Raw genomic sequence first — 12067 nt, forward strand, 5'->3', positions numbered from 1 at the left:
ATTAGACCCGTTTTTATAAACTTGAACACCCTTACAACGTGGGCATTGTGGGCGAGTATCCATCTTTGTTACCACTTGATAGAATTGGTTCCGGTTCGTATTCCTCCGGCGAGGTGCGGTCTAAGTAACAGAGTCCATCTTCTGGGTCATATTCGACTGGTTCAAGTCGTCGATTAGGTCGGTAAGGACAAGTCAAACATCTCAATTCAGCCTTTTTGGGCGGATCACAGACATTACCTCGTCGGTGCTTACATTTTGTCATTGTTATTTCTCCAAAAGCGAATGAGTTTTTGAATCTCCTGTGGTGTCTGACCATCTGCGATCGCACTCTCTACTGCTGATTTTTTCTCCCGTGCCTTTGGGGAATTAACACTGCCAATGTAGACACGATGCAATTTGCGGCCGTCCATCCACATATAGCGGTAATACCAGTATTTACTACCAGAACGCTCTACCCAGTACTTTTCTAACCACTGATTTTGAGTATCGTGTTGGGGAGCAGATTTTTTAGTATCGGTAGTTACTTGCTCCCCAACACGCGGTTCTACTGATAGCGAAATTGTGTCAGGTATTACCTCATCTAATACAATTTCATCCCAATATGGATCATGAATTGGTTTAATTGTTTCCGTCGCCGGAAAATTAAACAGTGTTAATTGTTCAGTCATAATTAAATTGGTTTATTTGACTCCTGCCAAATTGGCAGGTTTTTTTATGTCAGGAATTAACCATCTGGAAATAATTCATCCCATTCTGTAGAGTTCCCAAACTGTTGAAGCAAAGCATTGTAATTAGTTGGATGTTCCCAAATACGTTTCCTCAAGCAAACACGTACCCAACCTTCAGTATTTTTAAGATTTTCTAATCCCCCACGAAGATTAACCATTAAAATCGCCAATTTAATCTCGTTAGTGGGACGGTCTAATACTTCTTTTTCGTCAGGGTCAAAATGGATACCGTTATCTGCGAAAGTTACCAAGTTGATATCAGAATTAGAATGCTGCTGCTGTATATCACTCGGCACGGCAGATTTATCATTTGAGGGGTCTAAAGTGTAACTTAAATTATGGTTGTGTAACTTTTTTTCTCGTTTTTTTCTCAGTGGTTTTAACCACTCAAGGGGTCTAACAAGTAACTTAAATATCTTCCATGAGTACTGTTTTACTACTTGGATGACTCTGTTTTCTACTAGCTGATTAAATATTTGTTTGAGGTAGTTATGGGCGTATTCCTTCCCCCTAACTTTTTTTACCCAGGCATTAAATTCTGCTAAATCTGGCTCTATTTCGGCTGATATTTGTCCCTGCCTACTTAGCCATTGCCATAGAGATTTAGCAGCGGGGCAAATATGATGTTGGTAACAGAATGCGTCGTGTTCTTCTGACCAAGCAAGATTGATTTTTAGTGTATTTTCTGTCATGATGATGTTAATTGAATTTAGCTACTTAGCCACCGCGAACTGTAATTTTTGGTGGCTATTTGCATTTCTTATGTGTGGCGATCGCCTGGTGTGGTGAGTGCGATCGCATTAAAAAGCCGTCCTCAGCCTGTGTAGCTGGGGACGGCTTAATCAGTATCAACGTCTGAAGTGATATTGGGGATTTGGTTAAGCTCTCTGAGCCTTTCTCTTAGAATTTCTGCTTGTTGTTCGTGATATGCCAGCTGCTTTTCAGTTTCATCAACTAGCTGGCCAATGATTTTCCCAGGGATTGAGCCAATTGGCTGTTCTCCTGAGATAGAGATATTTGATTCATTGCTATCTTCTCTACCAGTTGTGACCTGGTAAGTCCCATATTCTGCGCTAGTTCCTGAAACAGTTCCCAGGCCTCTGGGTTCACTTTCAGACTTACTCCTTTCACTTCCCTTCCTGACCTTGGACGACCTTTGCTTGGCATTATTTACTTCCATAATTCAATACCTGAATTATTGCATATCCAGAAATCCATTATTGACTAGTATATCTGGATATGTAATAGTCTATTTATTGGATTTTTAGATATCCAGTTTTTGCACGTTTCAATCTGCGCCCCAACACCTAGACCTTGTGTTGCACTACCAAAAGGCGCAAGCACCCACGCCTAGACCTTGCGTGGACACACCCTAAAAGCTGAAAGCCTTGTGTAGCAAGGATTTACCAAATTAGCCACCGCTCAATAGTGGCACTTAAACCGGGTCATAGCCGCACTATGACCACAGTTAAACCGCACTATGCACGGACTAAAACCTGTGCATCATACCCTTATGTACCCACTATGGAAACACTAGAAGCCACTAATAACGGCAATAAAACCGGGTCTAACACCGACAAGAAGACCACAAAGGAGAAAGCTAAACGGCATTTACCGTCTTTACCCAGTGCCGTATCGGCCGCAGACATGAACACGGTCGAGTATTCGGGACTGGCTGACAGAACAGCCGTGGAATGGACATCTTTAAAAAATTACGAAATGTTCAGCCTCAGCGCTGATGGTTCATTCCCCATGATGAAAGTCAGTCGTAGCAAAGCAGTCCGCCTCGCCGACCGCGAAGTGATGATGGTTGGTGGAGGCCGCTGCTTTAGAGTTTCTTTGTCTAATCATCCAAACAAAACAAGCTCTAGTTAGCTCCTAGAGCTTGTCTTGAAGATTCAACTACCCAAACTTTACCATGAACAACAGACCGCTCACACCCAAAGAGCAAAAAGTAGTAAACGAATTTGAAGCAGCACGTCCCGGCACTGGTGCGATCGCAGAAAATAATATTCGCCATAACGACAAAACCGGCTGGGCTGACATCATCGCAGACACCCCAGAAAATGAAATAAAAGTCAGCGAGGGAACAGGCTCCAATTCCTTTATTTACAAGAGGTTGGGCTAATGAAAAACCTCATTGACCTAATCACTGATGTCCAATCCCTAATTGAACAAATCAGCGAACACCCAGACTACAAAGCCTTAATAGAAAAGGGTTTCACCCCAGATGCTAATTTGGGCGATGCCAAAACTGCTTTTACTAGCTTGCAGTGGGAGGTTCATGATCATGAATGAAAATCTTTACCAAGCATCACTCAAAGCCTTAACTGAAGCTGGTGTACCTGAAGAAGTAGCTACCAAAGCTTCCCAGGTAGTAGCTAACGACGATGCCAAATTACCCAAACTTGGCCGCACCGCTGAAGACCAGCAAGCAGTGGATGAAGCCTTGAAGCATTACCGGGGTGGCAACAATGGATAATCTCGAAAATTGCGAAGTAGAGATTAAGGAAGCTGTAGCTTCTACATTTGACCCAATACCAGAGCCAGACCCTGAGCCTACTGAAAACAGCATTTACAATTTCACGGCGATTCTAGATGAGGTGGGGCCATGAACCAGCTGTTTATTATCTTCTTGACCCTGCTATCCCTAACTTTCGCAATCATTGGACTGAGCAAGGACAGCGACAAACCAATGTACCTAAAAATTGAGGTGCAGTATGGCAAGTGATTTGATTGAGGTCAAGTCCCCCACATCCCCCACAAATGCCAAGTCAACGACTGGTGTTTGGGTTGAACTTCACTTACCAGATGGTAATACCCTGTTACGTTACTGTGCTTGGGGAGTAGGGAGGCTATTTTTTTCTGCGTCCTTATTCACCGTCAGCATTACCCGTAATGGCTTGAAAATGGGCATTTGGTTATGTGATGGCATAGAAAGTGGAGCCAAGAAACTGCTGAAAGTGTATGACGCTTTGCCTTATGCCGGCGTACCCATGACGCAAGTAATTGAAGCTTCAGCCGTCGCAGTCGATGAACCACTGGAAATTATCACTGATATTATCAGTGCCATCGAGGGTAAACAAGTCATGATCATCGGCGAAATGGGTACAGGCAAAAGCACCCTTGCCCAATACCTTGCTTACACCGTTGGCGGCCGTGTTCGTGTCTATGAGTGTGAAGGTACACCAACCGATTGGTAAGGGCTTGAGGTCATCGGTAAGGGGGAGAACTGGACAGCGATTGAGCGCGGTATGGCTGAGGATTTGGAAGATTTGAGTAACCAACTCAAAGTCCGTAACGAACGTGGTGACGGGGCTTTAGAGGGGACTGAGCGCGTGATCATCGCTGAAGAATACCCAGAATTGGTTTCCAAAGTCCCCAGTTCGAGCGAGTGGTTAGAGCGTCACGCCAGGAGGGGACGTAAAGCCAAACGGTTTACAGTTCTGCTTTCTCAGTATGACCGAGTTTCAGCCTGGGGACTAGACGGTAAAAGCGATTTAGCCGACGCTTTTTATCGTATTCGCCTGGGGAAAAAGGCTCTAGCACACGCCAAAAGCTTGAAAAATGAAGCGCTTATTAGCTGGTTAAAAGCCGACCAATCACATTGTTTGCTCGATGATCAGCCGTGTAAACTCCCCCCATACCGCGAGATGAAAGCCGCAACAGTCCGAGGTGGTTCAACCATAGTCCAACCATCTACCAACAACGCGATCAGGCATGAAAAAACGGTCGAAAATGACCTCAAACCCGCTTCTGGTAAGGATTTGAGCGATTCTTTTTCAGACGAAAGCCGCCTACTTTGGCGAATGATTCAGCGATTTGGAGCCGAAAAAAGTGACAGCGCCATCGTAACTGAGGTTTTGGGCTTCACTGGCAAGCGTTACGGGGAGGGGGTGATTCTTCTAGAACGATTAAGGAAGGAATTTAATTAAATCCAAAGCGATCGCAACGCGGATGCGATCGCACATTGTTGATCAGTTTGGAGTTTTACGTTGTTAAAAATATCACAGAGTTATGACAATTAAAACCATTACATATCAGCGTGTTCTCAACCTGGGGAATTACGAAAGCAAGCGATTGGAGATGACTGCTGAGATTTCCGAAGGAGACGATCCAGAAGCAGCCGCTTCCCACTTGATAGAAACAGTGGAGAGAAAAGTTAGGGAAGATGTAACTCAAAAAATTAAGGAGGAAATTAGACAACTCAAACACGAATTATGGGAACTAAACACTGAAATATCCACCAAAAAATCGTTAGAAACAAAGGAGCCTGATCCAGACGATATCCCTTTTGACTCAGGGGAAAATTCCCCCAATCTTAGTGATTTTTAATTATGACCAAACACGACACCTGGGTAACACTCATACCCGGAAGCCCTTACGAGCCGATACTAGATTTATTCCCACATGGGATGATACCCATGCGTGATCCGTTCCCCCTAGAGCGAGTCGCCGCAGCTTCGGGTGAACAAGTTGCACTATGGACGATAGACATGGAGCGATTGAGCAGCATCCAAGCCAATGCCCTAGCTCAAATTATTGCCAGAGAACTCAACGCCGATCCTATTGAAGTTGCCCAAGAAGCCACAGAGCAAGGTGGTTTTTCTATGCGTCATGGGTGGATTGCCTCGATGCACTGTGGCCCTGAAGGATTCCAGAGACAAAAAGAACTTGCTGACTTTTTTGAAACTGCACCACAACCACCATCTGTCAGGGCTTGGCGCGAATTTTACAACAGTCAGCATGATCGTTGGATTGATGGGGATGAAGTGCCACCGCCAATTAACTCCATCGAAGATGTTGACCCCAGGTTACGCACTCCTGAACTGGAAAAAGCTTTTGAAATGATGCAAATTAATAATGCTTTAGCTGATGGCAATTACTCAGTTCTTGACGTGTTGACTGGTCGGGCAATGGTTGATGTTCTTAATAAAACCGACCCGGATCATGATTACTCACTTGTGGGCTGGGACGACTTTGAGGACGAAGAAATTTACGAGTAACCGCCTGATGAGCCGGACTGACTCGCCGGCGAAACTAGGGCAGCCGCCCTAGTCGCGGTCTGAGTCCAAATCAGACGCACAGCACAATAAACCAGTAACTTAGGGCTTTTTAACCGAATCAAGCTGCTTGGCTTTTTGCTATTCCTAAGCTCGGTTACTGGTTGTGTCTGTTTCCCTGTCAACACGCCTTGAGAGTGAAGCAAGCTGTTAGGGCTTACGGGTGATTCATAGGCTGATAAGGGATTGCATTAAAACACCCAGGAGAACAATTAAAGATGATTAGAGTTCTGGGACTTGATGTAAGCAAGTCCTCAGTTTCGGCTTGTCTGCTAACAGAAAAACCGATCCAACCAAGACAATTTTATTACGAATGTCCGTTTCGTTGCTTGAGTGCCAACAGTGCGGGAATTAAACAACTTTTGGAACTCAAGCCGGATATTGCGATCATGGAGCCAACCGGCACAAATTACAGCAAAATTTGGGGGACACATTTGGCCCGTGCTGGGGTTGAAGTGCGGTTAGTTGGTCACAAAGAATTACGTTCTTATCGCCAGCACCATCTAGCATTACCTGATAAAGATGATGATGCCGACGCGTTAGCCCTGGCTTGTTACTACTTTGATTATTATCAAGAGCCTCGGCGTTTTGTGCAAATTCGAGACTTAACGATCGTTCGCATTCGGGAATTGGTACTGCGACTCGCACATCTCAACCGAGTTCAATCTCCAATTGTTAACCGCATTCGGCAAGATTTAGCTTGGCAGTTTCCAGAAGTTGCACACTCACAATCGCGTCGATCCAATGAATCAGATCGTGTTCCTTTACTGTGGGGATGGTTATCGAGAGAACGCCAAAGTAAGAGATATGACCTACTTTACTCCCAAACTGTAGGACTAGGAATAAATGACACAGTTCGCTATCACGCTGAACGCTTGTGTAACCTCCAGCGTGAAGAATGCGCCATTGAAGAAGAATTAAATCAATTGCTTGCTGATGCTAGGTTTGAGCCTTACCTTAAAGTTTTCCACAAGTTCGGTTTTGGTCAAAGGATAAGCGCGATTCTGATTTCTCAAATTTACCCATTGTCTGGATTTTTGGCGGAAGACGGTAAGCCAGAGGTAAAAATCCGCAAGGGGCGAAACTCCAAAAAACCAACTAAACGCCACTTATCACTGAGGAGATTTCAGAAAGCTTTAGGCGTGGCCCCCAGTTTAGAGGCATCTGGTGATATCAAAAAAGCCAAAATTGTTGGAGGTTCAGATTTATGTAGAATCGCGCTCTGGCAGTGGGTTTTTACTCGAATTGAGGTGAAGCGATCGCGCCTGAAAAATGACATTGGTGAAACTTTGGGCGAGAAGCTGGACACTGAAAAAGCAGCGGGTCGCCCGGTCAAATTAGTCAGAATGAAAATTGCTGCGATCGCAACGCGACTGTTGTTCCGAGAACTGGTTAAAGTACTAGAGTGAATTTTTAGTTCTCAATGAATTACAACTACGCTATAGCGCTAATATGCCACGTCGAATGCGTGCTTATGCTGCACTGGCAGAGGAAAAATATAACTTACCAACTTATCCGGTACTGATAAATATTCTGCCTACAAGTAATATAATCATACCGTCAAATTTTACATCAAATATCGCTGGGTTACGTGCGCTTCAAGACTACCGGGTAATTAACTTATGGGAAGTTGATGTAAATATTGTTTTTCAACAGCCATTACCTGCATTGCTTCCCTTTGTACCTATTCTCAAAGGTGGTGAAAATGAATCTACAATTAGAGAAGCATTAAAAATTTTACGTGCTGACGAAAAGTTAAGTCAATTAGAGACTGTTTTAGCCTTTTTTGCTACGTTTGTAGTAGAGAGTGCCTTAGTTCAAGAAATTATGAGGTGGGATATGGCTGTATTGCGTGAGTCACCTTGGTATCAAGAAATATTACGAGAAGGAGAAGCACGTGGAGAAGCACGTGGAGAAGCACGTGGAGAAGCACGTGGAGAAGCGCGCGGAGAAGCACGCGGAATAATTACTAGTATTGAAACTAGCTTGCAAGCTAAATTTGGTAATGAGGGTTTAGAATTAATGCCCCAAATCGCTCAAGTTTCTGATTTAGAAAGGTTGAAGCAGATTTTGCGTAATGTTGTTGTAGCTAATTCAATTACAGAATTGCAGAATATTTTGTAATTGAAGTTTGGGTATAACTATAGCCATCTGATTTCAGGAACAGAGGACTAAAACGGGTTTGTTAGTCGCTCATGGGGGAACCCCGTCCACGGCGGTGTCTCTCCAACGGACTGGCTCCCCAAAATCTCGCTAACTCATTACATACAAAATTTTAATCGTTTACGCTAACATAGTGAGTCTGCTTAGTTTCAAACTGCCATTCTGCTAAATAATCAGCTTTTTCACCTCTGAAATTATCCACACTAGCCAACAACAATTCATCTCGTTGGTGCCAAACTGCAAATATTTTTTCCCTCCCATCATTAAAGGTTTTTGGGTCTATTTGATAAACTTCATTTACTCGCTGCAATTTCAAACCCAATAAATTTAGCAATCGTCCCAGTATTTTGATGGACGAAATGTTTTCTTTGCCTTTAATTAAATCAATACCAAGTAATCTTTTAATATGTTTACTATGTTGCAGTACTACATCTTTTAGCCAGATTAAATCAGAATGGTGTTCTGTAAATTTTCTTTCTGGCTCTAGGAATTGTAGCATTCCTAATGCTCTCATGGCTTCAACTTTACAGGTGTAAGTTTTTAAATCTGGTAAAAAAACTTGACCATCACCCCAAAATAATTGTTGATGCCATTCTTGCTGGTCTCGGATATGAAAATATTCGCTTTCATTGATGAGATAATAATGAATTAGCAATTGAAAATAATATCCTTTATCATCTTGCAACTTGAGTAAGGGGGTAACTGGAATACCATACCTTTGTCTCAGGTGATATTTATCAATTTGGTTACGTTCTGCTTCGGAGAGAGAATGTTTATTTGATAGGTGTTCATATTCTACATAATCAATCTCTTTGGCATTAGCTACAGCCGTCGCTGCCGATAGTTGATGTTGCTGCTTAATATCTCTAATTTGGTATTTAATTTCTTTCGCTTTTTGGCGCTTTTCTGTCCAATCTTTTTGCACTTTCACAATTTCTAAAACCAATCTTTTGCGATTGGCTAAATCATTGGGGTCTGTTGCTAAAAATGCTAGGCGTAAATCTCGAATAATATTATTATGAACAGCATTACTTCGTAGCCAAATTTGGTGTCCATCCGCTATTAAACCATCTTGCATCGATTGTCGATAAAGACGAATAGAGGCATTAACTCTAGAAGATAGTTTTGCCCAAGTACGTAAATGAATTGGGTCATAAACTAGGGGTAAGTCTACATCTATTTTATGTAAGGGACTGAGTAAGGCTAAGTTTTCTTTTTGATTTTCTTGATACCAATCAGATAGTAATCGATAATTTGTACTGCCACTACCAATTAAGCCAATTCCTCGTTTAGCACACCAGACGATACGCGGTACATCATCTCGGACTCTGGCTAATGCTTGTCGTGCTTCTGAGTCTGGTATTACTCCTTGAAAAATACCATAAACTCGGTCGAAATGTTGGACATCAATACTAATACCTGTACCCAAACTGGGTGTAACGAAAATAGTATTATATTCGGTAATTTTTTGATTAATCGTTCCCACAAAATCAACTGCTGGATGACCAGGTGTATTGGTAGTGCGGCTACTAATTACTAGGGATGTAGGAAATTGTTGGCGTAATTTTTCTAAGCGTTCTTTAAGATAGCCTTCAATTGTTTCACAACTATAACGCCCTGAGCGACTATCGGTAGTAACGTAACATTTACGTCCGGCGATTAAATCTAATTCTAGTTGATGAATTAAGGGTGTAGGGTTAGGAGAATCATAAAAAGTTATATCCCAACCTCGTTTTGGTTTCCATTGATTAATAACTACCCAAGGTGTTACTTTAATTCCTGCTAGTCCTTGTAAATATTCTAAAGATACATCTGACAAATCAGCATCCTGGGCAATTATTAATCCTCCGGTGGTTAAAACTGTGGAAATTAGTTGCTGAAATAACTTGAGGATTTTGACCCGTTTATGTTTACAAGTATTACTGTTGAGTAGATGCCATAAAGACTGTTCTACTTCATCTAAAATTATGATCCCACCTTGCCAGTTTTGAGGGTTGAGTTTCCAAATGGAATCAACACATAAACCGAAAGATTGAGGATTCTTTAAAGGATTGTTGATAATAGGTAAATCTTTATCTGCTATGATTGTGCGATCGCCTGTATTTAAACCCCAACGGATGCCAATTTTTTCGCAGAGAAATCGCCCTAGTTGAATACGGTGCGTAATTAATAATACAGGTCGATTTAACTCTTTAGCTTGGTTAACAATAGATTGCAATGCCGTGGTTTTTCCTGTACCTTTAGCTGATTTAATTCCCACTAATCCTGACGTGGGATAAGCTAGGTTTTCTAAGTAAGGACAGTTGAGAGTCAGTGCAGCCGGAATAGTTAACTCAGTATGGGGTTTACTTTGAGCTAGATAAATTTCTAAATCAGCACTTTGACGATAAATTTTGTCAAAATTACTTGCACCTTTAGCCACAATTAACTCATCAACACCTTTTTCTATTCCTGGGAGTTCAATAACTTTCACAGGACATTTTTGCTTTTGAAATAAACAACCAAGTTGGGCTATGGCGTTATTGACAGCCGCAATTTTTTTAGGTTGAGTTTCAAAATCAAAACAAATATAAAAGGTGCGTTTTGTAAGAGTAAATGCCGCTAAGTCAGGTATTAATTGACGACTTGTAACTTTACCAAATTTATCTTTAACAACTCGATAACCACTGGTAATTCCCGGAATGGCGATCGCAGCGTATCCTTGTGTTAATAATGCGGCTGCTTTTTTGACTCCTTCGCAGATAATTATGGGTAGGTTTTGTACCATTACCCATTGCCAAAAGCCCTCAGCTTCTCCATGACTATTAACTGTAATATTGCTGGGCATGGCTAGATTATACCGTTGGGAGACTTGCTGCCAACTTTGTAATGTTACCCGCAGGCAAAATACCCTTGTGGGGGTACTGGGGGGATGTTCGTACTTGATGGACTTACCTTTGTTATTGATGCGGGGTTGATTTGGTTTAAAGCACCCCCATTCCATTGATTGCCAATTATTTAGAGGATCTAAACCAGAACACCACCAACCGCCTGCGGTTACATGAGTGTAGCGTTGTAACCACCCATTTTTCACCATTCCGGTGTTTGTGCGCGGCAGATGCTCAGAAATTAATAAATATTCATAAGCTGATGCATCTTGGAGAGATTGGAAATTTAGTTGTGCTAGGTGTAAATCGATACTACTGTTCTTGACTAATTCCTCAAGGTGTTGGGTTTGTAAAGATGGCAGATGCATGGGGCGACCCTTGAACGGAATACGATGGATTTAAAACTTATCATGCATTCGCCGGTTTTTTGTAGATGAAATTATGAGGGTTTTGTGATATTTTTTTTACTTCGTTCTCGGAAATACATCGGTGAGTCAGCAAGTGGATGATTCTGTGAGAGTGTGTTGTTGAACTAATAAGTCTGTATTGTAGTAATTATTACTTTTTTATTTTCATATTTCAGTATTTTTTCTTTGTAGGGCTAGTTAGGTTAACTATAAGAAATTATTATCTAATTATAAATTTGTTTGAGATTTTAATTTTTTCAACGCTAAGGAAGATGAATTAAATAACATGCAAGTCTAGTTTTTGACCTCACCCCGCCTTTGACTCGCGTCAAAGTCTCCCCTCTCCTTACCAAGGAGAGGGGTTGGGGGTGAGGTTCTGTATTTTATTAAATTCACATTCCTAAGGGAATCGCAAAGTAACGCAGAGATTTGTGATTTTTCTTTTAAAATCTTTCGGGAAGACAAACATCTGGCGCACACAAGCCAGGAAATTTTAAGGTTGTCACTTCAAAGGTTTGCAAATCTACGCGGCGAATAGCATGGTTATTCGTATCACTAATATATAGATATGAATTTATTGCACTCAGTCCTGATGGTTCAAAAAAGCGTGTATTTTTTCCTATACCGTCTTGTAACCCGGCTGTACCATCTCCCAAAATTGTTTGACAATTACCTGTACTGGGACTGATTAATTTAATTTTGTGGTTGTATGTATCTGCAACCCAGAGATAATTTTGGGCAGATTCTATTCCTAAACAATGTTGCAATCGGACATCTTCTCTTTGCAGGGTAAGAGCATCTCAATCAGGCTTGACACAAGGAATCAGAAGAATCTAAAG

The 12067-nt window shown here is 41.9% G+C and carries 15 protein-coding genes and 2 pseudogenes; 11 read left to right on the forward strand and 6 right to left on the reverse strand.

Annotated elements, in window-relative coordinates; translation table 11 throughout:
* Window positions 1-31: 31 nt before the first annotated feature.
* The 4 genes from ACM0OS_RS26045 to ACM0OS_RS26060 all read right to left on the reverse strand — a co-directional run bounded on the left by ACM0OS_RS26045 (window position 32) and on the right by ACM0OS_RS26060 (window position 1908).
* Window positions 32-262, reverse strand: a complete 231-nt coding sequence (locus ACM0OS_RS26045) for a hypothetical protein (RefSeq protein WP_414546076.1) — start codon at window positions 260-262, stop codon at window positions 32-34.
* Entirely contained in the window at window positions 249-668 is a 420-nt protein-coding gene (locus tag ACM0OS_RS26050; protein ID WP_414546077.1) for a DUF4102 domain-containing protein, read from the reverse strand. The genes ACM0OS_RS26045 and ACM0OS_RS26050 overlap by 14 nt, the downstream gene beginning before the upstream one ends.
* A 56-nt stretch (window positions 669-724) precedes the next feature.
* Complete coding sequence (locus tag ACM0OS_RS26055) at window positions 725-1420, reverse strand: hypothetical protein (RefSeq protein WP_414546078.1); 696 nt, start codon at window positions 1418-1420, stop codon at window positions 725-727.
* A 146-nt stretch (window positions 1421-1566) separates the two neighbouring features.
* Complete coding sequence (locus ACM0OS_RS26060) at window positions 1567-1908, reverse strand: hypothetical protein (protein WP_414546079.1); 342 nt, start codon at window positions 1906-1908, stop codon at window positions 1567-1569.
* Between the two features lie 248 nt (window positions 1909-2156).
* Here ACM0OS_RS26060 and ACM0OS_RS26065 point away from each other — a divergent pair, with 248 nt between their 5' ends.
* From ACM0OS_RS26065 to ACM0OS_RS26115, 11 genes and pseudogenes are all read left to right on the forward strand, one after another.
* Complete coding sequence (locus ACM0OS_RS26065) at window positions 2157-2603, forward strand: hypothetical protein (RefSeq protein ID WP_414546080.1); 447 nt, start codon at window positions 2157-2159, stop codon at window positions 2601-2603.
* Window positions 2604-2646: 43 nt separating this feature from the next.
* Entirely contained in the window at window positions 2647-2856 is a 210-nt protein-coding gene (locus tag ACM0OS_RS26070) for a hypothetical protein (RefSeq protein WP_414546081.1), read from the forward strand.
* Window positions 2856-3026 (forward strand): hypothetical protein, encoded by a 171-nt coding sequence (locus ACM0OS_RS26075; RefSeq protein WP_414546082.1) that lies wholly within the window; start codon window positions 2856-2858, stop codon window positions 3024-3026. The genes ACM0OS_RS26070 and ACM0OS_RS26075 overlap by 1 nt, the downstream gene beginning before the upstream one ends.
* Window positions 3019-3210 (forward strand): hypothetical protein, encoded by a 192-nt coding sequence (locus ACM0OS_RS26080; protein ID WP_414546083.1) that lies wholly within the window; start codon window positions 3019-3021, stop codon window positions 3208-3210. Before ACM0OS_RS26075 ends, ACM0OS_RS26080 begins: the two co-directional genes overlap by 8 nt.
* On the forward strand, window positions 3203-3343 hold the full coding sequence (locus ACM0OS_RS26085) for a hypothetical protein (RefSeq protein ID WP_414546084.1): 141 nt from the start codon (window positions 3203-3205) through the stop codon (window positions 3341-3343). Before ACM0OS_RS26080 ends, ACM0OS_RS26085 begins: the two co-directional genes overlap by 8 nt.
* A gap of 105 nt (window positions 3344-3448) precedes the next feature.
* Entirely contained in the window at window positions 3449-3931 is a 483-nt protein-coding gene (locus ACM0OS_RS26090; protein WP_414546085.1) for a hypothetical protein, read from the forward strand.
* A 51-nt stretch (window positions 3932-3982) separates the two neighbouring features.
* A complete protein-coding gene (locus ACM0OS_RS26095; protein WP_414546086.1) occupies window positions 3983-4663 on the forward strand; it encodes a hypothetical protein in 681 nt (226 codons plus the stop codon).
* An 82-nt stretch (window positions 4664-4745) separates the two neighbouring features.
* Entirely contained in the window at window positions 4746-5063 is a 318-nt protein-coding gene (locus tag ACM0OS_RS26100) for a hypothetical protein (protein WP_414546087.1), read from the forward strand.
* Between the two features lie 2 nt (window positions 5064-5065).
* Window positions 5066-5734, forward strand: a complete 669-nt coding sequence (locus tag ACM0OS_RS26105) for a hypothetical protein (protein WP_414546088.1) — start codon at window positions 5066-5068, stop codon at window positions 5732-5734.
* Window positions 5735-6009: 275 nt separating this feature from the next.
* Window positions 6010-7200, forward strand: coding sequence for an IS110 family transposase (locus tag ACM0OS_RS26110; protein WP_414546089.1), 1191 nt, complete (start codon window positions 6010-6012; stop codon window positions 7198-7200).
* Window positions 7199-7915 (forward strand): annotated as a pseudogene (locus tag ACM0OS_RS26115) (Rpn family recombination-promoting nuclease/putative transposase); the annotation flags it as partial. The gene ACM0OS_RS26110 and the pseudogene ACM0OS_RS26115, both read left to right, overlap by 2 nt.
* 151 nt (window positions 7916-8066) lie before the next feature.
* Here the strand turns inward: ACM0OS_RS26115 and ACM0OS_RS26120 are convergent.
* Both ACM0OS_RS26120 and ACM0OS_RS26125 read right to left on the reverse strand, forming a co-directional pair.
* On the reverse strand, window positions 8067-11189 hold the full coding sequence (locus tag ACM0OS_RS26120) for a plasmid replication protein, CyRepA1 family (RefSeq protein ID WP_414546090.1): 3123 nt from the start codon (window positions 11187-11189) through the stop codon (window positions 8067-8069).
* A gap of 482 nt (window positions 11190-11671) precedes the next feature.
* A pseudogene (locus ACM0OS_RS26125) lies at window positions 11672-12013 on the reverse strand (hypothetical protein); the annotation flags it as partial.
* Window positions 12014-12067 lie beyond the last annotated feature (54 nt).

Origin of the sequence: Nostoc sp. CCY0012, from assembly GCF_963920855.1 — a bacterium.
GTDB lineage: Bacteria > Cyanobacteriota > Cyanobacteriia > Cyanobacteriales > Nostocaceae > Cyanocohniella.